The following is a 22,385-nucleotide window of genomic DNA, read 5'->3' as shown; positions in this document are numbered from 1 at the left end:
TCTTCTCGGCCATGACCGCTTAAGTTATCACGCACATAAGGGATAACATCGTTGGCCCGCTCAATAAGCAGCTGGTCGCCGGCGGCTAATTTAAGTTTACCTACATATTCGGCGTTATGTAAGCTGGCGCGCTCTAGGGTAGCGCCGCCTAACTGTATAGGGGCAAAGATAGCCACCGGTATAGCAAAACCGCTGCGGCTTACCTGCCACTCCACATTTATCAGGCTACTTACTTTACTGGCAGAGGGCGGCTTAAACGCTAAGGCATAGTGATGATGATGGTCTACCACCCAACGTCTATCCAACTCGGCCTGTAGCCGGCTATTGTTTATCACTAACATTAAACCATCGGTTTCATAAACCCACTGGTCACGTAGCTGCTCAAGGTACTGCTGGTAGTAATTATCTATCTCTTCTTCACTGCTCACCAGCTGATAAGGCACACTGCTAAAACCCAACGCAGTAATTAATTTAATGGCTTCTTCTTCTGTACCGTAGCTATACCCTTCAATACGATAGGCGGCAAAGTGCACAAAGCTAGCCTCTGCCTTATTTTCTTTACGGTTAATTAATCCTACGGTGTTGTTGCGCAAAGGTTTACCTTTAGTATCATAGCTGGTATTGCGGGGCAGGTATAATTCGCCGCGTACCTCGATGGTTAAAGGCTGGCTTAACTTTTTAGGGATAGCGCTTATGTAGCCGGCTACCTCTGTAATATCCTGTCCTGTTCTACCATCACCACGTGTGGCTACAACATCAAGCAAACCATTAACATAACGGCAGCTAGCCGACAGGCCATCTATCTTAGGCTCTATAATTAATTGATAGCTAGCCAGCTTAAGCTTACCCAACCACTTGCTTACTTCGGTCATATCTTTGGCTTTATCGGCGCTAAGCATAGGTACAAGATGTTTTACCTTGCCGGCTTCACCGCTGCTATCAAAATTTATGCCTACTGTTTTAAAGTAGCTATGGTGGGGGGCTAAAGCCCTTAATTTATCCTCTAAATCATCAAAGTTATTATCGGTTAAAAGCAGCTCGCCGCTATTGTAATAATTGGTACGGGCCTGCCGGAGTTTAGTTACGAGGCGTTTAATGGTGATGGCCTGTTTGGCTTGCTGGGTTAATGGGAGTATTTGCTTATTCATAAGTTACAGGGTATTTAGGCGATATTTATAGTATCGGGCGGTTAGCAATTAATTATTACTAGACCATCTTTGTCAAGGCGTTATAAGCAAAAAAGCAAGCGCAACAAGCTATTTTGTATTATAAGGACTTGACAAAGATTTAGTGTACTTATATAATATTAATGCTTTATATTTAAAGGAGTTTTTATTATGAAACTAGCTAAGCTCATTTATATTTTATTATTTATCCATATTATTTTATATTATTCTTGTGGCCAAAAAGAAGATTCTTATAATCAAATAATAGAAGATGAGCAAATCTTATCTACTGTAGAAAAACCTCATGCTCTGCTAGATAGAAATTTAGTTTTAATTATAGAAAATAATTATTCTCTTCCTACTATAAGAGATTTAAATGAACAATTAGAATACACATTTTTTTATGACGCTATGCTTGGTTATCAATTTTTAATTTATAGAGATGGCTCTAGCTGGCCTGAAGTTGATGAGCGAAGGCTTCAACAAGGAATTTCTCAATTATTAAATGAAATGGGTGAATTTATTCTTAGAACCACTAGGTTTACGGATGTAAGATATAGAACCTTTAGAGCCGGACCGGCTATGGTATTTGGCGGCGGTTATATAAATTCTACTGCTGTTTTGTTTAGGCATTATGTAAACCCTAACGTTTCTTTTCATTTAGTTCCTAATTCTACTTCTTTTTCTTTATCTTTCATACCAGATTCACCTTTTCTAAGAAATTATTCCATAAATTTGTTAGAGTCTGTAGCTCTTGCTCGTAACCAACCTAATGGTTGGTGGAATAGCTATAGGCGAAGCTTCCATGATTTTATTTTTCATTTAGCTTGGCTAGATTCTACATTTTCTCAAGTGTTATTTAACAGCTTACAAATAAACGACCCTCTAAATATACAATATAAAGTTATGATAATTCCTCATGGAGCTTTAGTTAGATATGTAGATGCTTATAACAGAGTTAGAGAGAATGTATCTTATATTATGTCTTATAATTTTATTGAATTTAGAGATGATTGGAATGTAATGCAGTATGACCAGAATGATGGGTCTCGACCAATTATTGCCTTAATAAAGTGGGATCATCGTTAATTTACAAAAAGCAAATTTAACTAGAACTAACCAATCAAAATGTTTTTATTAGTTATATTTTACCGTATTAAAAATTACTTATAGCTTCATCAATCGTGATTAGCCCAGACATAACTAACGAAAATAAAGCGGTAAAACGGTTTAACAAAGCTTGCCAGCCATCAACTCCACTTAACATAGCTCCATTCGCTAAGCTAGCCTCTAAAGCTTCCCGTTCGCCAATATGCAAAGGCCGCATTAACTGTCCAAGCCGGTTAGGGTAAAACCCCCGCTCTGCGGCCACTCTAAATTGGCCGGCATTTCCCCATAAACTTAAAATTAACCTTTGGCCGGCCAAGCTAGCTGGCGCCTCTATGGGGCTTAAAGCCACATAATACGTAAAGAGCGGCTGCATACCTTGCGGCAAAGCTAAAAAGGCTAAATCAACTAAACCGGTATTAACTGTACCGGCCCAACCGGTATCGCTAAAAAACAGCGCAATTTCACGGCTGTTAATATCACCGGAAATGTTACGTATATGCGGGCTGGCAAATAAGCTTTGCCCTAAATTAAACGCCGCCCGTAAATTTTCTTCCTGAAGACTAGTATTAAGACCGTTTATTCTTAAAAAAGGCAAAAAAGCGGTAGCTCCGCTTACATTCCATGCAATAGGTGTAGTTACAAAATTTTGCACGGCCGCAGCTGCTCTATGCAAGCTAGGTACAGTAGGAACAGCGCCATCAAAAAGCGAGTGATGCATAACATCGCTATTGTAAAGTAAAGCTTGGTAACTAAACAGCAGCGGATAAGCTATAGCTTGCAAATAACTAGGGGCTAAACGAAAAAAACTGCCGTACCGCTGCTCATCGGCTAAAACGGCCCTGCTTAAAGGAATAAAATTGTCGCGATAATTATAAATAAAAGAGTTATCGGCTGTGGTAATAATAACATCGGGCGGGCTCTCGCCAGTTAAGGGTAAACTTTCGATAGCTGTAGCTAAATTAGGTACAATAACCATTTTAATATTTACCCTATGCAAAAGCCCAAAATTTTCTATCTGCCGCTGCAGAACAGGCTGCGGGCTGCTAAGCCAAACCGTTAAGTTATTATCATTTAAAAGCTCGGCATAAGCATCTATCCTATTTATGATTACATTATTTCGGCCAAGCCTGATAGTATTTGTTACCACTAAATGCTCGTTCATTAATTGCTCGGCTGTTAGCTGCCCTAGCCTAAGACTGCCGTTAATAACAACAGTTGGGTTATTTTGGCCTAAAGGGATAATATCGTTAAGGGTAATGTATTGGCGGCCGGCTTCATCGGTCATAGCGATGGTAGTTAGTTCATCGGTATTATATATGTGGGCAAGCCTATCGTTAAAGTAAAGTTGCAGGCCGTAACCATTAAAGCTTATAAGTAAAATTAGCCATAAAAAAAGCGGTTTCATTACTTAAATTATCGGGCGGCTGGTAATTAACTATTAATGGGCCGCTTACAAATAACCCCCAGCTACAATGGGGGTTATTAATTAAAATTATTAAATAAGGTTATTCCTAATTAGGGATAGCTACAATGGTAATATCTGCTCCGGCAAAACCGGCGGCAGCGGCAAGATTATTAACAGGTGTGATAACATTGTTGCCAAACGGCCCCCAACTTCTTAATGAGTTTACCACATCTATCGGTGTTATAGGAAGACCGCTAATAGGGGTAAAATTAACCGTTACCACTATTTGTAACCTAGAAGTACTAGGAGCCGAAGGTACACCGCCTACAGTACTTGCTCCTGCCGTATTACCTAAAGTTAAAGCAGCGCCGCTTACACTAGCCGAACCATTACCGCCATTTATCATTAATCCCGGCTGGTTTGCAATACTTACATTAATAGTGCTAAGCTGGTCTGCGGTGGGTAAAGCCACCCAATTAATAACCGGGCCTTCATCGCCTCCGCCATCGGGGCTGCCATCACCTTCGTTACCGCCGCCAATAACCGGCGGCTGTTCCCCGCCCCCATCGTTATTACCACTGCCGCTACTCCTGCTATTATTACAGCCTATAAAGGCTAAAGCCGCTAATAAGAGCAGCCATAACTTTATATTTTTCATATCTAATACTCCTATAAAAAAGTTTTAGACTACATGTATATCTAGCAGCTATTGTATATTATTTTCCATAATTAATCAAGCATTATAAGTGGTAATAAAAAATAAATGTTATATTTATTTATAAAGGACTAAACGTAGCCCATAGCAATAATTTAGTAATAAAATTATTTTTATTTTAGTTATAAGTTTATGATTATGGTTTGGCTAACGCTACCGGCATTATCTTCGCGGTTAAATTCGTTAATAGGGATAATTGTTACGGTATAATGGCCGGCCGGCAGCCTAACGGTAGCAAAGTTGGTACGCGCCACTATATTTACCGGCCTAGCCCCCGTATCGTTGTTAGTAATTATTACACGGTAACTATTAGCACGGCTTATGGCTTGCCATTCGATACGTTGAGTGGGTGTAGAAAAGCTATTAGCGCTGCTCATAACCGGTGCCGGCATAGGCTGTAAACTTAAAGTAAAATTTATTACCACCGGCTCATTGCCAAGTACTGCGCCGGCGGTGCGCCTAAAACTTTGCAGGCTTAGGCTAAAGTTACCTTCTTCCAGCTGGGCTAAATTGGTATAACTAAAGCTGCTGCCCCTAATTTGGTTACGCGTTAAAATAACCCGGCCGGTATTTAAATTAGTAAGTACTAAGCTGCTATCGGTAGCTTCCTCCGGCAGTTGCCAGTTAATAATTAGAGCGCGCTCACCGCTTAAATCTAGCACCTGCCCTGCTATAGGTGATAGCATAACCGCTGGCGCTAAGTGGGTAATTACCGCCGACTCAGGTTCGGCTACAGCTAAAGCAGCTGGCGGCGGTTGAATGACTTCTATTACTGCCGGCGGCAGATTAACGGGCGGAGCGGTGGTTAGCACAGGCGATGAGCTAACCGGTATTATAGGGGCAACCTCTGTTACCACCTCTGGCACCGGTGTTTCGTTAGGGGTTACACCGATAACCGGCAAAGGACTAGGCTCATCTGCTACAATATTTGCTTGCGTTGGCAAAGCTGGTTCGGCAGTATCAGTTATAGCCTCTGCTAAAGCTTCGTTGCCGGGAGTATCTTCTACTATTGGGATTAAGACAACTAAACTAGAAGCAAACTCGGTGGTAAATAATTTTATTAATTCGGTATTGTTTAAATAACTAACTTTATTTAACTGATTATCAGTTTTAAGCGAGTGATAATGGCCAAAAGCCAGCCCTGCCAATAATACAAAAATAGTTATAAAAATAATAATTGCTAATTTACTAACTTTACTCATAACTTATATTTTACTTATCAAAATACACGATTAAGCGGGGCACGTACGGTAAAGGGTGCCTCGACAAAGTTGCTGCTACCCTCAAGGCGGAGGTACCGCTAAAGCTTTGTACACACATAAAAATCACCGCCAATCAATTTGCTAGTTTTGCTCATTATTTACCCTTACCTTACTGCGTTTTTTATCGAGAGTATGCCTAATATCGTTAATGTTTTGGCTAAGGTTAGCAATGTTACTTTTAGTGCGCCCTTCAATAAAGTAAACGGCCTCTGCTTCGTCTTTGCCGGCCAGTTTAACTTTTTCTTGCACTTTGGTTAAATAAATACCGGCTACTCTTTGGTAGCTTAGCTGGTTAATTAAAATATCTGTTTCAAAATTATAGTTAAGCCGGCGCAAGCTTTTAGCTAAGGTTACCGCCTCGCCAATTACCGTATTTTCGTTGTTTAATTTACCTACAATAACCTTACCATAACTTATACCACAGTTCATCTTTATTAACCGTTCGCCTTTACTCACCCGCTTTAAATTATAGCTATTAAGGCTTTCACGCATTAAAATGGCGGCATCTACAGCGTTTTTAACATTATTACTTAACGGCGAGCTATAAACAGCCACAAAACTATCGGCATTTATTTTAGTAAGGATAACACCGGTAGCCTTAAGACAATTAAACATACGTTTAAGGTAATCGTTTAAAAAGCTCATCAGCTCTAAGGGGCTCATTTCATTGACAAAAAGCTCAAAATCTTTAATGCTGGCAGCTATAATGGCGGCCTCTTTAAATTCGCCGTTAATAAATTCGTTAAATTGCTTGGGGTGGTTAGCTTTCGCCCGTTCTTCTTCACTTAAATTAGCAGCCAACTCCTTAAAACTATGGCTAAGCTGCCCCAGCTCGTTACGGCCGTAATTAGGTAAATTAATGGCATAGCTACCGTGCCTTAATTGTTCGCTGGCCGTAATTAACTGCCGTAAAGGCGTAGTAATGGTACGGCTAAATAACCACAAAATAGGAAAAGTTAGCCATAGTAACAGAGCGCTTATTAAAAGATTAAGGCGAGTAAGGGTAGCAACAAAAGTTAGCTCGGCCGTAAGCGGTGTGGTGGTTAAAGTTACAATATCTAATTGGTTAGCCCTGTAAAGGCTGGCTAAATAGCTGGTACCGGCAAAACTATAGCTATAAAATAAAGAGTTATTATCGCCCATTACAAACTCTGCCCAGCCGGGCAACAACGAAAAATCGGGCTGGCTGCTATTTAAAGTAAATTGCACGAGCAGTTGGCCGCTGGTATCCAGCACCAAAGTTTGTCCGCTGCCGGCTAAACTTTGATAAAGCTCATCGGCCAAAATAATAAAAAGCAACCCTAAATCTTGCGGGCCGCTGCTAAAGCGAACGGCCAGCAAAGGGCGATTAAAAACCACCGAAATATTTTGCAGCATTAACCTATCATAAGTTACCGGCGGGTGAGCAATAGTGGTATTAACATAACGGGTAAGCAGTTCGTTATCTAGGCTGGCGGCTAAACGGGGATTAAGGTAACTATGGCCGGCTGTATTAAAAAAAGCCAAGCTAGGGTTAGCGGCAAAAAAGTTGTTAATTAAACTAGCTTGATTAGGCAAACCGGTAGTTATAGCCAGCAAGTTATTAATACTTTGATGGGTAAAATTTAAACTTTGCCAAAAGTTATGACTAAAATTTTGGGCGCTTGTTAAAGCTTCGCTGCGCAGCTGATTATGCAGTTGCTCGGTAAATAAACTTTGCGAAACAAAACTAATAGTAATTGTTGCTGCCATTAACAGCAAGGCCGTAAGAGCAAAAAGTTTAGCCCACAGCGGCGGCGGCTTTAGAGAACGAACAGCATAAAGAGGATTAAAGGCCATAACTTACTTTAACATAAAGAGGCGCTTTAGGCAATTATAGATAGTAACGGCTTAACCTGCCGCCAGCTCATTTAATTGCTGCATAAAGTAGCTTTCTGCTTCTATAGCTTTACCGCTATATACCTTTTGGCCATATTTATAAACAAATACTTTATCGCCAATACCGCTAATAGCTAAATCGGCATGGCCGGCTTCACCGGGCCCATTAACGGCACAACCCATCACCGCTATGGTAATATCTTTATTTATAGTGTACAAAATGGGCTCAAGCTTTTGGCTAAAACCGTGTACATCAAAGCTGGCACGACCGCAGCGCGGGCAGCTAATTAATTTAGGCTTAGGTTGGTTAGCTAAACCTAAAGTACTTAATAGCTCGCGCCCAGCCATTACTTCGCGCTCGGGAGTATCGCTAATACTAATACGAATGGTATCGCCAATACCTTCGCTGAGTAAGGTACCTAAAAAGAAAGCGCTTTTGGTAAGGCTAGGGATAAGAGGCCCGGCCTCTGTAATACCTAAATGTAAAGGGTAATCACACTGCTTAGCCAGCAAGCGATTGGCCTCCAGCACATAGTTTGGGTTACTATCTTTAATAGAAACAACAATTTGTTTAAACCCTACCTGCTCTAACAAATTAGCTTCCTCTAGGGCAGAGGCCACTAAGGCCTCTACTCTTGGCAAACTCGCCAGTCGCTTTTCTAGGCTGCCGCCATTTACGCCTATACGTATAGGTATGGCTTTATCAAGCGCTTTGCGGGCCACCTCTTTAACTTGCTTAGCCCCACCGATATTACCGGGATTTAAGCGTAACTTAGCGATAGGATAATCTAAACATTTTAAAGCAATACGGTAATCAAAATGAATATCGGCCACTACCGCCAACTCTAGCCGGTCGGCTAAAAGGCCTAGCTGCTCGGCTGCCTGCATAGTAGGTACGGCAAAACGGATAATATCGCAGCCTAATTTTTTAAGACCATTAATACGGTTTATTAAGCCGGTGTCTATAATATCCAGCGGTTTATCCCACATAGTTTGTATAGTAATAGGCGAACTACTGCCTATAATCAAGCTGCCTGCTTTAACTTGTCCTGTTGCTCTGCGTTTGTACATAATCTTACGATAATTATAGCGTATTTTGCCTGCGAAAGCAAGAAACTTTGCAAGCCGGTAACTATCTTTTTATGGTTACCAAATGCTTAATAGTTGCTACCGCTCCTCCGCAAAGACAAAATACGTTTATTTTAATAGTTTATAAATCTTCTTTATTTACCTTTAGTTTAGCCAGCTTAATCAGCGGTGTGCCCGCTACGGCCACTAAACCTTTAACTACTAAGTTTACCACCATAATACTGATAAGCACATGGGTAGGGAAAACTCCGGCAAAGGCAATTAAGGTAAACAGCACACTATCTACCAGCATAGCGGCTAGGCTGCTAACAAAGCTGGCTAGCATATCATGCTTTAAGTTAGCTTTGAGTATTTTGCCAAAGATAATGCCGCTCAGTAAATTAGCCACCATTTCGGCAATAATACTGGCAATAATAATGCGGCGCACCGGCAGTAAAACGGCTTCGAATGCGGCCTGATGCGGCCAATCTTGGTAAGCCGGCGGCAATAAGGCCCCAATATAAAAAAGCAAGGCCATAAAAGCTATCACAAAACCATTTAAAATGACTACTTGGTTAGCCAGCTTACGCCCTAAGTTTTTGTGCAGCATATCGCGCGCTACAAAACCTAAGGGGTAAATAATAGTACCGGCATCTACCACCATATTCCCCGCAAAGCCTAGTAAAACAAGCTTAGTGGAGAGTATGTTGGCAAAAATACTGGTACATACGTAAAAAACCGCACAAAAGATGGGAAACAGAGAAACAGTCTGCTCCATTTTTAAATTGTTCATCATATAGTTATAGCCTAAAAAAAAAGTTTTAACAAGGTTATGATAGTTTTTATGGCATTAAGCCTACTTTTTATGTTTTATATCAACTATTATAAACAAATTTAAATGGCCGTAATCAATTTGTTACCTAATAATCAAAAATTAATTATAAAAATATCATAATCCCCTTATTTAAAAATAAAAAAATATGTTATACTATAGCTATTATGACAAAAAAAGTTTTATTAACCACCTTGTTTTTTTTATTTACTTTAAGCCGTGCCGGCTTTACCTTAAGCATTCACGATTTAGGTTACAGCAGCGACGATGTACAACTGTTATTAGCCGGCAATAGGCTAAATAACTTAGTAGGCAGCATTGACCAGCTGGATTATTTACCCCAAACTCTCTTTGCCCTAAATGTAAGAGACATTTTAGCGCAGCAACACCCACGCACCTTAATCGAAGCCGCCTATTTTTTACCGTTAAGAGGAGCAAGTACCTTAAATTTATTTAATTCGCTATTAAATATAGAGAGCCTATCGGGGTTAGAATTTTTTAGCCGCGGCGAAAGAAGAGTTAAAACCTTAATTCATACGGTTACGGTAGTAGATGGCCCCGGCGGCCAACCTATAACCATACCTAGTGTTACTACGGTACCCAGCCGTTTAGTGCTTTATTTTGTGCAAGATGACGAAACTTTTGGCGTAGCCAACTACCGAGCTACTTTTTTATCGCATAGTAATCAGTTAGCCATTACAATTACCAACTTGCAAGTGCTTAGGCAATCTATTTTTAGGGTAGCCGATAACGAAAGCATGCACACTACTTTTATTGTGGTGCCCATTAACGAAGGCGTTTTATTGTACGGCCTTGCTATTAACACCCGTACCGCTCCTTTTGTGGTACGCAATAACATGAACGAATCGGTTCTTAATAGGCTTGATGCCTTTAAAAATTGGTTTGTAAGCCGGTATCCATAAGCCAAAATATAAATTTACAAATTTTTATTAATCATAATTAGCAAAGCTATTTACAAACTATTTTCTTTAGATTATAATTACCAGTATAGCTTATACAAAGTTTTTTAATTTAAAAATTTGACAAATTTAGTAAAACGCTTATAATGAGCTATTAAGTAGGTAAAAAAAACGGTTTTATGGCTAACAGAGTATATGAAATTTAAATAAGATATATTATCTTTGAAATTAGAGTAAAGATAAAGTTTATTGAGTGGCAATAACATAGAGTAAAAAAATTAAAATATAATTTAAAATTTAAAAAAAAGAGGAGCAAAACTATGGAACCAGTAAAAAAGAAGTATCACTACCCCGCCGACTTAAAGCAAGATTTACTTGAAAAAGGTATTCAGCTTATCCGTGAAAAAGGTATTGATGGCCTAACCTTAAAAAGCTTAGCAGGGAGTCTTGGTGTTACCAGCGCTGCTATGTATCATCATTATCCCGATAAAACAGCTTTATTTGTAGCTATTGTGGAAAGGCGCGCGGTAGAGCTTTACCAACAGCTAAACGAAAAAGTTGTAGCGGTACACAAAGATGATGTTGCGCAGCTATTAATTAAATCGGCTGAGGTATTTTACGATTTTTGTGCCGAAAATACCGAATTTTTAGCCTTAATTATGGGTGATGCCATTAGGAGTTGGGACGAATACCCAGCTATTAACGAAAAGGTACAAAACGTTTTTGGTATACTAGAAAAAGCCATTGTACAGGGGCAGCAATCGGGCATTTTGCGCGATGGTAACCCTTATAATTTAATGATGGTTTTATTTTCGGGCACACTTGGTATGGCCAATATTATGTTTAACAGCAAAACAGCTTTACCTGCACAAATTGTAGGCGATGCAAGGCAAGCCTTCTCAGATGTGATACACGGCAGCCTAAATATGATTAGAAAATAATCAAAGGTTTAGCCAAACAACTATACCGGCAAAGTTTTTGCCGGTATATAATTTTTAAAAATAAAAAAAGCAAGTATTAATAATCATACTTGCTTTTTTGTTATCTTGTTAATTACTCTACCGCTCGGCAGATAGGCGCCTTAGTTATTTGTAGTGTAAAAATTAATTTGCGATGTTATTACATTAAATTCGTACATAGCATAGTCGCCGCCTGCGGCCTCCCACAGTAAAAAGCTGCTGTGGTTAAACATTTTACCCAGCGGTTTATTATTAAGCGAAAACGAAGCAATAGCCGAGTTAGTTTTAAGTTTAGCCCCTTTATTACCGGCAGCTAAATGCAAATTAAATTGGCTGCCGGTAGCCATAACGCTGGCATAATTAATAGCTATATTATTACTATCTAACTTTAAATTTAAACCGGTTAGTTTTAAATTTTCTATCGTACAATCTTTAAGACTAATGGGCAAATTAACGGCATCAATATCAACTTTTTCTAAAGTATGGGTGCCTTCTATATTAAGTTTACCCTCTACTAATTTACCGCCTAAGGCGATTTTATAACTTTTAGGTACATTTATAAAGAGGTTGTAAGTTAAAATATTTTTATTTTGGTTACTGCCCTGATTAAAACTTAAAGTTTCGGTTAATTCATCGTAATTTAAAGCATAACTTAAAAAGTGCGGCTGCCCTTCGGTAATTTGGTAGCTAATTTCTACCTCATCTTTATCGGTAAAACTTAAAGTAACGTTGGCATAAGTTACATTAAGGTTAATTTGTTTACAATTAACGGCTTTTTCGTAAATTTTTTGCTCACTCTCACTCACTACAACGGTGTTATGGCCGGCAAAAAAGCCGCGCTTAGCCATACTGCGGGCTAAAGGCGGGCCTAAAACTAAGGCGACAATCAGCACCAGCACACTAATAATAACTAGCCGTGATATAACAACTAGGGCCTGAAAAAAGTAAGGCAGGGCCACAATAACCAACACCACCAACACCACTAATACGGTTAAAGCTACTAAAATACCTTTAGTACCTTGCTGCCCGCTCATAGCTTTATACCATGTCTGTAAAAGATGGTTAAACATATTTTTAAATTGTTTGCTCATAATTATAGTATCGCTTTATTTGCTTATTTTAAAAACTACACACTTGTTTAGGTAATAGAGAGTAGATAACAATTAATAATTGCCGTCAAAAGGCGGCTTCCTTCAATTATTAATTAGCTGTTATTTATTATCTATTTATATTATTATTTTTGGGCAAAACTTATTAAAAGGGCATTTAGAGCATAAAGGTCTTTGCGGTTTACAAATAGTTTGACCAAAGCTAACCAATAGCTGATTACTGTCAATCCACCATTCTTTAGGCATCACTAAGCGCAAGGCCGCTTCGCTTTCATCGGGGGTAGTGGTATTAATTAAGCCCAAACGGTTGCAGATACGGTGCACATGCACATCTACACAAATAGCGGGAATATTAAAACCCCTGCTTAACACTAAATTGGCCGTTTTTAGACCAACCCCTTTAATATTTAATAACTCATTAAGGTTAGCCGGCGGCTGTTCTTGGCCGTTAGCCGTTAAATTTTGCGATAACGTTAAAATTTGTTCGGCTTTGCGTTTAAAAAACCCGGCAGGATAAATAAGAGCCGCAATTTCTGCCTCGCTTAAAGTGCACATTAGCCTAGCCGTCGGTGCTATGGCAAACAAAGCCTTACTGCGGCTGTAGCTTACTTCGTCTTTTGTCCTCAGCGAAATAATACAAAAAACCAGCACCTGATAAGCCGTAGTAAACGGCCAGTCAGGCGGCGGCAATAATTGTTTTAAGGTGGTAAAAAGTGTATCGTAGCTAACCATAACTTATTATATAACACAAAAGAGGCTCTGTACAGCCATAAACAGTCCTGTTAATAACTTGTTAATAACTTTTGTTAATAAGCAAAACAATCCTAAAATAACAATTTTTAAAAAATAATATTATCATATATTAATGTATAGTATGGTATTATTTTTAGTTCATCTTTAATAACCCGGCCGGCAGCCTAAAAAACAGCTGTTAATAACTTGTTAATAAACTCTTAATAACTTGCTAACAGCTTATTAACGGCATTGGTAATTTTAGTTTTAAAGATGGTTTTATCAAAGTTTAAGGCAAGTTTATGCATAGCTTTAGCGTTAAAGTTGTAATGGCCGCTTTCTAATTTGGTGATGGCTGCGTTAAGAGCAGAGGGAGTTTGCTCGTTAAAAAAGATACCGCTTTCCCCCTCAATCACCGTCTCTAAAGCGCCGCCTTTAGCATAAGCAATTACCGGTGTGCCACAGGCGATAGCCTCTACCGGGATAATACCAAAATCTTCTTCACCGGGAAAGATAAGCGCCCGTGCCTCTGCTAAATAAGTTAAAGTTTGTTCCTTAGCGATATGGCCTAAAAATTTAACGTTAGGCGGTAAGTTTTTGGGCTTTTTACCGCCGCCAATAATAACGAGGATTTTGCCGCTTTGCCTAAAGGCTTCTATCGCTAAATCTACCCGCTTATAATTAACCAGCTGGCCAAAAAATAAATAGTAATCTTTTTTGTTGTTAGTAGGTATAAAAGTACTTACATCTACCGGCGGATAAATTATCTCGCTCTCACGGCGGTAGATACGCGCTATACGGTTTTGTACATTAGCCGAGTTAGCAATAAAGTAGCTAACGCTATTGCTGCCGGCTAAATCCCATAACCTTAGTTTAGGGGCAACCTGCTTAAAAATAAAACGGGTAAGCGGGCCGGCTTCTTTAAGGTAATAATGGTAATAATCATACAAATAACGCATAGGGGTATGGCAATAACAAAGGTGCGGCAGGCGGCTGGGCAAAATTAAGCTTTTGGCCGGGCCGCTTTCGCTGCTAATAACTAAATCGTAACTGGAAAGGTCTAGTTCGGCTAAGGCCGCCGGCATGAAGGCTAAATATTTTTGGTATAACTTAGTTGCCAGCGGCAGCTTACTAATACTGGTGGTATAAATGTTGTGTTTTAATAAGGTGGGCGATAAATTTTTTTTATTGACGACATGGGTATAAATATCGGCCTGCGGGAAAAGCTCGCACAAAGCCTCTACCACCTTTTCGCCGCCGCGCATAGTTACCAACCAATAGTGAACAATGGCTACCTTTAAGTTAGCCATCAAGCTGGGCCTCTGTAACTAATTGGTTAATTTTTTGTGTGGTGTTATCCCAGCTATAACCTTGAACCAGCTGGAGCCCTTTAGCCTTTAAAGAGTCGGCTAGCGGTGTATCGCTTACTATTTGCTTAAGGGCGCCGCTTATCGCTTTAACATCTAGCGGATTTACATATAAAGCCCCATCGCCGCCAACTTCTTTTAAGACAGCGATGTTAGAAGCAATTACCGGACAACCCAGCGACATAGCTTCCAGCATAGGCAAGCCAAAGCCTTCGTGTAACGATGGAAAAACCAAAGCGGCCGCATGTTTATAAAGGCTGGCCATTTGGTTATCATTACATTGCCCTAAAAATTCGATGTTATGGTCTTTAGCTTCGTTTTCATCAAAAATATTGGTAGTATGGCCGGCAATTTTTAATTTAAAACCCGGTAAAGCCGCTAAATTAAACGCCGCCATAATACGCTCAATATTTTTACGCGGGTCTATACTATTAATGGCTAAAAAATAAGATTTACCGGCAAGGTCTTGCTCAAGCGTGCTATCAAAATTATTTAACTGCGGGTAACCGCTGTAAACCACATAAGTTTTATTAACGGCGGCAGGAATAGTCTTTTGCAGCTCGTCCTTACAACTTTGGCTAATGACCAAAATACCTTTAACATTGTTATTTAAGCTTTGGCTTAAATATTGCCCCCATAACTTAACCGAAAGTTTTTCGGAGCTTTGATAGTTAAAAAAGGCGGTATCGTGCACCGTAATAAATTGGTTACGATAGTTAAACGGCCCCATACCGGCTAAATTTAACAAAAATGGCCAGCCATTTTGCCGCAAAAAACTATTTAAGGTAATTTGCTCCCATTGGCTGCCGGTGTTTTCGCCAATAACCTTAGCCTCCAGCTCGGCAGCCCAATCTTTTTGCATAATATTAGGCGGACTAACAAAAATGTAGTTAGAATTTAATTTTTTTAAACGCCGCGCTACCTCAAAGGCAAAACGCTGCATACTGCTAACATTTTGGGTTAAAAACCGAGCATTTACTACTATCATATAACTATTATACACTAATTTAATAAATTTTTCAAGCCCACTTAGTGAGCTTTAGGCAAGCTTATGCTTAAGTTTTATTACTCAAATTATAGTGCAGGTAAAGATACCTATGCCGCTTTTATATGATGTTTATTTTGTATCTTACTTCCTTATTAACAGCGTAAAATTAACCGTCATATCTTCTTAAATTATTAATTGTTATCTATTTATCATCATTAATAAAGCAAAAACCACACCCATCAAGCCTTCGCCGGCCACAAAACCGGCCCCTACTAACTTGCCTTGCGCCTGATACTTTTTAAGGATAAGGGCAAGCAAACCGCCCAGCCCGATAGATGTACCCAGCCCTAAAATGGCTGAAAGATAAAAACCCAAAGCCATAGCCAGTGCCGGAACCGGTAAAAAAATAAATAGTAAGCCAATGGCTACTCCGGCTAACAGCAGCCCGGTATGACTGGTGCCGGCTACGATGGCTGCCACCATATTACTTTGGGCCGCACTAAACACCGAGCCATTAAGCATAGCGGCCCCGCCGCCAAAGGCGCTTTGCAAAATAAACAAAGTAACCACAGAGGCTATAATGCCCACTAAACTGCCTACACTTTCGCCTATCAGCATAGCGGTAGGGTTGGTACCTAAAAGTTTGGCCGTTTTAAAATCGTTCATCATATCGCCGCTTAAGGCGGCGGCGATACTGGCGGCCGCTACCATAAATACGGCGGCCTGCGTACCTAAACTAAACAGGGCTACCACCAATAAAAAAGCTACTGCTCCTAAAACTTCCAGCGGGTTAATCCCGGCATGGCCTACCAGTAAACTAGCCAGCATAGCGGCCAGTAGGCTGGCCAATAGCAGTAAAAAAGCCGCCATAACCGGCACGCCGGCTAAACTAAGCAAAGCGGTGGCTGCCAATAAACTTATGGCCAGCAAAAGTAAAAATTTTTTATTTAACAGCTCGATTAACGCTTTAACCATTAAAGGTAAAAAACTGCGCGCTTTAAAAAGGGCGGCCAGTAAAGTGGCAAAAGCTGCGCCTATCATTAAGCCTAACCCAAAGTTCCCTCTAAAGATATTAACCTCGGCCATACCGGCAAAAACCCCATTGCTTACCAGCAGCGGTATAACAATAATGGTAGTACTTAACGTGGTTATACCCCAAGTTAAAGAAAATTTAGGGCCTAACATAAAACCCATCGCCAACGTCATAGGAGCAAAAGGAATAACCCCAAATTGCCCTTGATAGAGCGGCCGTATTAAACCAATTTTATCACGTAAAGTAGCTATAACCATAGCAAAAGCCGTAGCAGCCGCTAAAAGTTTACCGCCGGCTTTGCCTTGTTCGCTGGCGATAATGGCATCGTAGGCCGCACGGCCAATAACAAAGGGCATATCTAATTTTTCGATAAAAATTACCCGCCATAACTGGGTAGAAAGTAAGCCGATAATCGCTCCGGCCGCCAATGCCAGTACGGCGCTAATGGCGCTTAAGCTGGCGGTATCACCTTCTATCCGCCATAGGGCCGGCAGCACAAAGGCTGTAGCGGCGGCGGTCATACTGCCGGCCGTCATTACGGTGCTGGTAACGTTTACTTCGTCTAGGCTGCCTTTACCTAAACGTCTTATTAACATAAAACTTAATATTGCTGCAAATACCAGCGTCCACGGGGCGCTGCTTAACCTTAAGGCTACATAAACTGTACTGCCGGCTATAATTACAGAGCCTAAACTGCCAATAATTAAACCACGAGTCGTTAGGCCATCTAGTTTTTTTAACATAATATCTCCATTTGTAAATAAAATAAATAACATATTACAAAAATATGGTCAAGCTTTTTAAAAAATAACTAGCAAAAAAATATTTTGTGTTTTATACTAAAGAAGGGATTAACCAAACTAGCGGCTGTCCCGACATTATAGGAGATAAAGCAAATGATTTACGAAATTGAAGAAAAAGTACAAATAAACAATGCTGACGAAATACGCGCCAAGCTGCGCAGCGAATTTTTAGAGAATGGCACAGAGGTAAAGTACGATACCTACTTTAAAAACGACCAAAATAAAATGGTGCGTATGCGCGAAAGCGCCAAAGGTCTTTATGTTACTCTAAAAGAGTACGGTGGCGATGTGCCCATCACCAAAGAGGTAGAGTTTGGCATTAATAATAAAGAAGATTTTAGGCAATTTATGGAGGCCATTGGTTTTAGTGAATGCTTTAAAAAGGTAAAAAAAGTGGAACTATTTACCGCCAAAGGCCTGAAATACGAACTGGTAAATATTGAAGGCTTGGGCGATTTTTTAGAGATTGAAGCCTTAAAAACCAGCCAAGATGAAGCCCATTTAGCAATAGAGCTGGTGCGCGAGGCTTTTAGTAAGCTGGGCTTTAGTAAAGATAAACTGATAACTAAAAATTACCACGATTTAATGCAGCTGGATAAACGGTAAGAGCTGCTGCCCAAAAATTGACTTTACTCTAAGGGTATGCTAAAATAGCTTAAAAAGCTACAGAGGGTTATAGTGCCAAAGAGTTTAACTTTAGTTTTATTATTAGTCATTTTAGCTGCCGCTTATGGGCAAGGGGTAGTGGTGCCGGCTAGCGCGACCCTTAACAGCCTTTTCCCCGATGAAGCTTTGCGCCATGCCGTAATGCTTAGGCTGAGCCGCGATGCCGGCCTTACCGGCCAAAGGTTAAGCGATGCCTTAGCTAGGGTAACCGGCGAGCTTGATGTAAGTAATAGGGGTATTACCAATGCCGCCGGTCTTGAGTATTTAATCGGCTTAACCAGCCTTAATATCAGCCACAATAATTTGGTATCCTTAGATGTAAGTAATGGCAACTTAACCCGGCTTAATGTAAGCGGCAATGATAATTTAATTTGGCTTAATGCCAGCGGTAACCATTTAACCGGCTTAGATGTAAGAAGCCTTCGCTCTTTAGAAGCGCTTTACCTAGACCACAACAGGCTAACCGGCCTTAATATTAATACATGGGATAACCCATATTTAACGGCTCTGAGTATTAGCAGTAACCATTTAACAGAGTTTAGGTTAAACGACAGCCGTTTAACCACCCTTGATATAAGTAATAACATTTACTTAACCTCTCTGCATGTAAACCATAATATGCTAACCAGCCTTAATGTAAGCGGGAACAGTAACTTAACCAACTTTAATGTGTGGGGCAACCGCCTTACACAGCTCGATTTAAACGGCCTTACGGCTTTAAACCATTTAGATGTTGATGGTAACCAGCTAACAACCCTTAATGTAAACGGTCTTATTAACTTAACCAGCTTAGATATACGCAATAACCCCTTAACCAGCCTAGATATAAGCACTCTTACCGGCTTATCTTTCCTTTATGTGCAAAACACTAGGCTAGCCAGCCTTAATGTGCACGGTCTTACTAACTTAACCGAAATATGGGTAAGCGGCACCGTACTCACAAGGCAAAATATTATTAGCTTGGCTTCTTTGCCTAATATTGTTCTTAGGTAATTTATGTAGCTAAGCTTTTAAAGCTCTTTTATATCTAACAAATATTGCATTACGGCTTGCAACACATCTAAATCTATCTCGCTGGCATAGCGGTTGTTAAGCTCTATTACCAGCTGCCAATCGTCGCTGCTTAAGGCTATGCCGTCTTCTTTCGTTAAATCGTTGTTGTAAAGGTCTATTAAGGTATATAATTTTTCGTAATACGGGTTAAAGTTAGCAAAATATTCGTCGGCTAATAAACGCGGCACATTAATAATACGGGCAAAGCTATCGTTAAGGCTAGCTTCAAAATCGAAGTTAGGGTTTTGCCGTTGGTGTTTTTCGGCTTGTTTTATTTTTAGCTCGAAGGCGCGTGATGAATGCATAAGTTAATTGTACAGGTAAACTCTTTTTTTGGCAAGGCCGCCGGTAATTTTTACAGTTATTAAATATAATTAATTAATACTGTTTTAGGTACAATAACATCTTACTTTTAGGCCAATTAATTATATATATTTTAAGAATTGATTACAAAGAAGTTAATTACAACCTAAGCGGCTTTACATTTTTGAAAAAGGGGTTGATAATATGAGCATCATAGCAAACAAGGAGGAAAATAAGTTATGAAAAAACTTTTAATATTAATTGCTATAGGGTTACTCTCGGCCAATGTGGTAATGGCGCAGGCCGGCTTTGGCCGAGGCCCTGCTAACAACGTGCGCGGCAGAGGCCCGCAGCAAGCCTTAGGGTGGCAGCAGCCACAAGTACAGCTGACCGAAGTTAGCTATCAAGGGCGGATAATGGTAAGTAACCGCAGGTTTGTAGAGATGCAAACAGCAAGCGGTACCGTGTACCTGCATATTCCGCCAATGTTCTTATTTGACGGCAGTATTCCTATTAACGATGGCGATGTAATTACCATTACCGGGTTTGAAAGCGTAGACGGCGGTTTTGTAAGCGTTGCCAGCATTACCATTGGTAACAACAACTATGTTATTCCGGCTATGGGTGGTTTTGGCGGCCGAGGCTTTGCCGCCGGTGGTTGCTCCTTTGGCAGATGGTAAAACATTAATTAATTTAGGCGGCCGCGTTCAGCTTTAGCCTGACAATTAATGCATAAAGCGGCTTCCGGTACAGCCAGAAGCCGTTCTTTATCTACCATTGTGCCGCATTTGGCGCAAATACCGTAGTTACCATTTTCTAGGCGTGCTAAAGCGGCTTCTATTTTAGCTAAAGCTAAACTGCTTTGGCCGCGTCTTAAATCTATCATTTGCATATCTACATCGCCGCTGGCGACATCACCGGGGTCGGAGGTATCTTTACTGTTAATAGCTTCGGTAAATTCTTGGTCTTCGGCACGCAGGGCATTAAGGGTTTCTTCTCTTTGCGTAAGCAAAATTTTTTTTATTTGTTCGTAAAATAGTTCCATTATCTTTCTCCGCACACTGCTAAGATATATCTACCTATTGTAACACCATAATAACGATAAAGCAATCTTTTTCTTTAAAAAATATGAAAATTTGTAGCATTTTATAAAAAAGACTAGTTAAAGTTGCAATAATATGTTATAGTTACTGTTAATGGAGATTAGTAATGGACGAAACTGGAGCAAGTTACGGCGTAAATAAAAACGGTGTTCCCTATAAAGTGTTAATTGTTGATGACTCGATATTTGTACAAAAACAGCTTCGCCAAATTTTACTAGCCGAAGGCTTTGAGGTAATAGAAACCGCTACCGATGGGGCCGAAGGGGTTGAGAAATACCGCCAGCTTAAAGATAAAATTGATGTAGTAACTATGGATATAACCATGCCTAATATGGACGGTATTACGGCCCTAACTAAAATTATAGAGATAAACCCTAACGTTAAAGTGGTAATGATTAGCGCACTTGGGCGCGAAGACTTAGTAAAAAAAGCGTTAATGGCTGGGGCCAAAAACTATATTGTTAAACCCCTAGACCGTAAAAAGGTACTGGAACGGCTAGCCTCTATATTTTAACTTAAAACTAAAATAAATTGTTTGCTAACTGTAGCAAACTATGCTATAATAAGTTATGCCTTACAATATACACTTAACCGAAGCCGAAAGGCAGTGGCCGATGGGCTCTACCCAAGATATTGGTAACATTATAAAATCTATCTTAAGCCGCGAGCTTAAGGTATCGGCCTTAAAGTTACCTGCGAGAGAGGCCGCTTTAGGTTTTAAACCAACTAAAGAGAAACGTGCCGTTACTTTGCAGCTAGGCGAAGGCCCCTTTGATGGCAGCACCGAACATTTTTGGACACTGGGTTTTGATATTGACAAACAGCTTACTTTTGTCGATTTAGTGGCTATAGGTAATTTATTAACGGTAAACGTGAACCCGCGTATGGCTTACAGGGGGTTTGCTTACTATGCCGCCGCTTACGCCGTATTTGTACACAACCATGTGAGCGACCAGCCGCCGGTTTTTAGCGAAGCCGATAAAGAAACTACCATTACCTTGTTAAGAACTAGTAAGCTGGCGGGTGTAAGGGTTTACGACCACATGGCCATAAACAATAAGTTAGATATTATAAGTATGCTAGACCAAAATATACTGGCTGGGTTAGCCGAAGAGGCCGATTTTACCGATTTAACGATGAAAGCAGCCGCTAAAGCCGCCACCGAAATGAATAATATAAACAGACAGCTGGTAACCAATTTAAACCAGCGAGACGAAGAAATAAAAGATAAAAACAGTTATATTAGTCAACTAGAAGCCGAATTAGCTAAGTTTAAAAAATAAATTTAAAACCCTCAAATATAAGAGTAAAGCCTTATTTGGTAATTAATTATTGCCTATTGTCTATTCTCTGTTTTCTTTCACTTTAAAACTTAAGCGATGGTGCTCACTTAAACCATATTTTTTAAGAGCCTGCTTATGTTCGGCGGTAGGATAACCTTTGTGGTTTTGGTAACCGTAGCGGTTATCTTCTTGGGCTAGCTTAAGCATGTAACTGTCGCGCTCTACCTTAGCTACTATACTAGCGGCCATAATACTAGGTATTTTATCATCACCTTTTATAATGGCATAAGCTTTAATAGGCAGCTTAGGCAGCTGGTTGCCATCAACTAAAGCTAATTCCGGCCGGCCTTTTAAGCCGGCAAAAGCCCGGCCCATTGCTAATAAGCTGGCCTGCAAAATATTAAGGTTATCAATCTCGGCCACACCGGCGGTAGCCACGCTATAATCGGCTTCATTAATAATAATATGATAAAGCTGCTGCCGTTGAGCGGGGCTAAGTTTTTTGCTGTCGGCCAACTGCCACTTAAAACTGGCCGGTAAAATAACGGCCGCCGCATAAACCGGGCCGGCAAGGCAGCCGCGCCCGGCTTCGTCTAAACCGCAATGATTAGCCGGCAGGTTGATATTATCCATATCAAAAAGTACGTTCAT

At 40.2% G+C, this 22,385-nt stretch carries 23 protein-coding genes; 8 read left to right on the top strand and 15 right to left on the bottom strand.

Going from position 1 to position 22,385, the window contains the following annotated elements:
• On the bottom strand, window positions 1–1,148 hold a 1,148-nt coding region (locus FWE37_00680), incomplete at its 3' end, for a hypothetical protein (GenBank protein ID MCL2519506.1).
• Between the two features lie 189 nt (window positions 1,149–1,337).
• On the opposite strand from FWE37_00680, the gene FWE37_00675 reads away from it, so the two are divergent.
• Window positions 1,338–2,255, top strand: a complete 918-nt coding sequence (locus FWE37_00675) for a hypothetical protein (protein MCL2519505.1) — start codon at window positions 1,338–1,340, stop codon at window positions 2,253–2,255.
• A 67-nt stretch (window positions 2,256–2,322) separates the two neighbouring features.
• On the opposite strand, the gene FWE37_00670 is transcribed toward FWE37_00675, so the two are convergent.
• The 6 genes from FWE37_00670 to FWE37_00645 all read right to left on the bottom strand — a co-directional run bounded on the left by FWE37_00670 (window position 2,323) and on the right by FWE37_00645 (window position 9,376).
• On the bottom strand, window positions 2,323–3,681 hold the full coding sequence (locus tag FWE37_00670; protein MCL2519504.1) for a hypothetical protein: 1,359 nt from the start codon (window positions 3,679–3,681) through the stop codon (window positions 2,323–2,325).
• Between the two features lie 106 nt (window positions 3,682–3,787).
• The gene (locus FWE37_00665) at window positions 3,788–4,339 is read right to left on the bottom strand and encodes a hypothetical protein (protein MCL2519503.1); all 552 of its coding nucleotides are present in this window, start codon (window positions 4,337–4,339) and stop codon (window positions 3,788–3,790) included.
• A gap of 179 nt (window positions 4,340–4,518) precedes the next feature.
• Entirely contained in the window at window positions 4,519–5,598 is a 1,080-nt protein-coding gene (locus FWE37_00660; GenBank protein ID MCL2519502.1) for a hypothetical protein, read from the bottom strand.
• Between the two features lie 141 nt (window positions 5,599–5,739).
• Entirely contained in the window at window positions 5,740–7,476 is a 1,737-nt protein-coding gene (locus FWE37_00655; GenBank protein MCL2519501.1) for an adenylate/guanylate cyclase domain-containing protein, read from the bottom strand.
• A gap of 51 nt (window positions 7,477–7,527) precedes the next feature.
• Complete coding sequence (gene ispG, locus FWE37_00650) at window positions 7,528–8,586, bottom strand: flavodoxin-dependent (E)-4-hydroxy-3-methylbut-2-enyl-diphosphate synthase (protein MCL2519500.1); 1,059 nt, start codon at window positions 8,584–8,586, stop codon at window positions 7,528–7,530.
• A 139-nt stretch (window positions 8,587–8,725) separates the two neighbouring features.
• Window positions 8,726–9,376 (bottom strand): queuosine precursor transporter, encoded by a 651-nt coding sequence (locus FWE37_00645; GenBank protein ID MCL2519499.1) that lies wholly within the window; start codon window positions 9,374–9,376, stop codon window positions 8,726–8,728.
• A gap of 206 nt (window positions 9,377–9,582) precedes the next feature.
• Between FWE37_00645 and FWE37_00640 the strand changes: the two genes are divergently transcribed.
• Together FWE37_00640 and FWE37_00635 are read left to right on the top strand one after the other, a co-directional pair.
• Entirely contained in the window at window positions 9,583–10,338 is a 756-nt protein-coding gene (locus tag FWE37_00640) for a hypothetical protein (protein ID MCL2519498.1), read from the top strand.
• Between the two features lie 317 nt (window positions 10,339–10,655).
• Window positions 10,656–11,276, top strand: a complete 621-nt coding sequence (locus tag FWE37_00635; protein ID MCL2519497.1) for a TetR/AcrR family transcriptional regulator — start codon at window positions 10,656–10,658, stop codon at window positions 11,274–11,276.
• Window positions 11,277–11,416: 140 nt separating this feature from the next.
• Here FWE37_00635 and FWE37_00630 read toward each other — a convergent pair whose 3' ends face one another.
• From FWE37_00630 to FWE37_00610, 5 genes are all read right to left on the bottom strand, one after another.
• The gene (locus FWE37_00630) at window positions 11,417–12,385 is read right to left on the bottom strand and encodes a hypothetical protein (GenBank protein MCL2519496.1); all 969 of its coding nucleotides are present in this window, start codon (window positions 12,383–12,385) and stop codon (window positions 11,417–11,419) included.
• 135 nt (window positions 12,386–12,520) lie between these two features.
• The gene (locus tag FWE37_00625) at window positions 12,521–13,135 is read right to left on the bottom strand and encodes an endonuclease III (GenBank protein ID MCL2519495.1); all 615 of its coding nucleotides are present in this window, start codon (window positions 13,133–13,135) and stop codon (window positions 12,521–12,523) included.
• Between the two features lie 221 nt (window positions 13,136–13,356).
• Window positions 13,357–14,445, bottom strand: a complete 1,089-nt coding sequence (locus FWE37_00620) for a glycosyltransferase (GenBank protein ID MCL2519494.1) — start codon at window positions 14,443–14,445, stop codon at window positions 13,357–13,359.
• Window positions 14,438–15,490: a glycosyltransferase family 4 protein gene (locus FWE37_00615; GenBank protein ID MCL2519493.1), complete on the bottom strand. Its 1,053-nt coding sequence runs from the start codon at window positions 15,488–15,490 to the stop codon at window positions 14,438–14,440. Before FWE37_00615 ends, FWE37_00620 begins: the two co-directional genes overlap by 8 nt.
• 198 nt (window positions 15,491–15,688) lie before the next feature.
• Window positions 15,689–17,266 (bottom strand): OPT/YSL family transporter, encoded by a 1,578-nt coding sequence (locus FWE37_00610; protein ID MCL2519492.1) that lies wholly within the window; start codon window positions 17,264–17,266, stop codon window positions 15,689–15,691.
• Window positions 17,267–17,419: 153 nt separating this feature from the next.
• Between FWE37_00610 and cyaB the strand changes: the two genes are divergently transcribed.
• Both cyaB and FWE37_00600 read left to right on the top strand, forming a co-directional pair.
• Entirely contained in the window at window positions 17,420–17,932 is a 513-nt protein-coding gene (gene cyaB / locus FWE37_00605) for a class IV adenylate cyclase (GenBank protein ID MCL2519491.1), read from the top strand.
• A gap of 72 nt (window positions 17,933–18,004) precedes the next feature.
• On the top strand, window positions 18,005–18,985 hold the full coding sequence (locus FWE37_00600; protein MCL2519490.1) for a hypothetical protein: 981 nt from the start codon (window positions 18,005–18,007) through the stop codon (window positions 18,983–18,985).
• Window positions 18,986–19,002: 17 nt separating this feature from the next.
• Here FWE37_00600 and FWE37_00595 read toward each other — a convergent pair whose 3' ends face one another.
• Window positions 19,003–19,350 carry a hypothetical protein gene (locus tag FWE37_00595; protein ID MCL2519489.1) on the bottom strand — a complete coding sequence of 116 codons (348 nt, stop codon included), beginning with the start codon at window positions 19,348–19,350 and terminating at the stop codon, window positions 19,003–19,005.
• Between the two features lie 237 nt (window positions 19,351–19,587).
• Here FWE37_00595 and FWE37_00590 point away from each other — a divergent pair, with 237 nt between their 5' ends.
• Entirely contained in the window at window positions 19,588–20,028 is a 441-nt protein-coding gene (locus FWE37_00590; GenBank protein ID MCL2519488.1) for a hypothetical protein, read from the top strand.
• Window positions 20,029–20,036: 8 nt separating this feature from the next.
• Here the strand turns inward: FWE37_00590 and FWE37_00585 are convergent, their stop codons facing one another.
• Window positions 20,037–20,393: a TraR/DksA family transcriptional regulator gene (locus FWE37_00585; GenBank protein MCL2519487.1), complete on the bottom strand. Its 357-nt coding sequence runs from the start codon at window positions 20,391–20,393 to the stop codon at window positions 20,037–20,039.
• A gap of 164 nt (window positions 20,394–20,557) precedes the next feature.
• Between FWE37_00585 and FWE37_00580 the strand changes: the two genes are divergently transcribed.
• On the top strand, window positions 20,558–20,965 hold the full coding sequence (locus tag FWE37_00580; protein MCL2519486.1) for a response regulator: 408 nt from the start codon (window positions 20,558–20,560) through the stop codon (window positions 20,963–20,965).
• 55 nt (window positions 20,966–21,020) lie between these two features.
• Window positions 21,021–21,734: a hypothetical protein gene (locus tag FWE37_00575; GenBank protein MCL2519485.1), complete on the top strand. Its 714-nt coding sequence runs from the start codon at window positions 21,021–21,023 to the stop codon at window positions 21,732–21,734.
• A 60-nt stretch (window positions 21,735–21,794) separates the two neighbouring features.
• On the opposite strand, the gene FWE37_00570 is transcribed toward FWE37_00575, so the two are convergent.
• On the bottom strand, window positions 21,795–22,385 hold the full coding sequence (locus tag FWE37_00570; GenBank protein ID MCL2519484.1) for a ribonuclease HII: 591 nt from the start codon (window positions 22,383–22,385) through the stop codon (window positions 21,795–21,797).

This window comes from Spirochaetaceae bacterium, from assembly GCA_009784515.1.
Taxonomy (GTDB): domain Bacteria; phylum Spirochaetota; class Spirochaetia; order WRBN01; family WRBN01; genus WRBN01.
Note: the sequence above shows the minus strand (reverse complement) of the source record. Positions and strands in the feature narration are given on the sequence as shown.

Bases quoted from the DNA above. Each gene is read 5' to 3' on its own strand.
- FWE37_00675 (MCL2519505.1), top strand. From the start codon at position 1,338: ATGAAACTAGCTAAGCTCATTTATATTTTATTATTTATCCATATTATT.
- FWE37_00670 (MCL2519504.1), bottom strand. From the start codon at position 3,681: ATGAAACCGCTTTTTTTATGGCTAATTTTACTTATAAGCTTTAATGGT.
- FWE37_00665 (MCL2519503.1), bottom strand. From the start codon at position 4,339: ATGAAAAATATAAAGTTATGGCTGCTCTTATTAGCGGCTTTAGCCTTT.
- FWE37_00660 (MCL2519502.1), bottom strand. From the start codon at position 5,598: ATGAGTAAAGTTAGTAAATTAGCAATTATTATTTTTATAACTATTTTT.
- FWE37_00655 (MCL2519501.1), bottom strand. From the start codon at position 7,476: ATGGCCTTTAATCCTCTTTATGCTGTTCGTTCTCTAAAGCCGCCGCCG.
- ispG (MCL2519500.1), bottom strand. From the start codon at position 8,586: ATGTACAAACGCAGAGCAACAGGACAAGTTAAAGCAGGCAGCTTGATT.
- FWE37_00645 (MCL2519499.1), bottom strand. From the start codon at position 9,376: ATGAACAATTTAAAAATGGAGCAGACTGTTTCTCTGTTTCCCATCTTT.
- FWE37_00640 (MCL2519498.1), top strand. From the start codon at position 9,583: ATGACAAAAAAAGTTTTATTAACCACCTTGTTTTTTTTATTTACTTTA.
- FWE37_00635 (MCL2519497.1), top strand. From the start codon at position 10,656: ATGGAACCAGTAAAAAAGAAGTATCACTACCCCGCCGACTTAAAGCAA.
- FWE37_00630 (MCL2519496.1), bottom strand. From the start codon at position 12,385: ATGAGCAAACAATTTAAAAATATGTTTAACCATCTTTTACAGACATGG.
- FWE37_00625 (MCL2519495.1), bottom strand. From the start codon at position 13,135: ATGGTTAGCTACGATACACTTTTTACCACCTTAAAACAATTATTGCCG.
- FWE37_00620 (MCL2519494.1), bottom strand. From the start codon at position 14,445: ATGGCTAACTTAAAGGTAGCCATTGTTCACTATTGGTTGGTAACTATG.
- FWE37_00615 (MCL2519493.1), bottom strand. From the start codon at position 15,490: ATGATAGTAGTAAATGCTCGGTTTTTAACCCAAAATGTTAGCAGTATG.
- FWE37_00610 (MCL2519492.1), bottom strand. From the start codon at position 17,266: ATGTTAAAAAAACTAGATGGCCTAACGACTCGTGGTTTAATTATTGGC.
- cyaB (MCL2519491.1), top strand. From the start codon at position 17,420: ATGATTTACGAAATTGAAGAAAAAGTACAAATAAACAATGCTGACGAA.
- FWE37_00595 (MCL2519489.1), bottom strand. From the start codon at position 19,350: ATGCATTCATCACGCGCCTTCGAGCTAAAAATAAAACAAGCCGAAAAA.
- FWE37_00590 (MCL2519488.1), top strand. From the start codon at position 19,588: ATGAAAAAACTTTTAATATTAATTGCTATAGGGTTACTCTCGGCCAAT.
- FWE37_00585 (MCL2519487.1), bottom strand. From the start codon at position 20,393: ATGGAACTATTTTACGAACAAATAAAAAAAATTTTGCTTACGCAAAGA.
- FWE37_00580 (MCL2519486.1), top strand. From the start codon at position 20,558: ATGGACGAAACTGGAGCAAGTTACGGCGTAAATAAAAACGGTGTTCCC.
- FWE37_00575 (MCL2519485.1), top strand. From the start codon at position 21,021: ATGCCTTACAATATACACTTAACCGAAGCCGAAAGGCAGTGGCCGATG.
- FWE37_00570 (MCL2519484.1), bottom strand. From the start codon at position 22,385: ATGAACGTACTTTTTGATATGGATAATATCAACCTGCCGGCTAATCAT.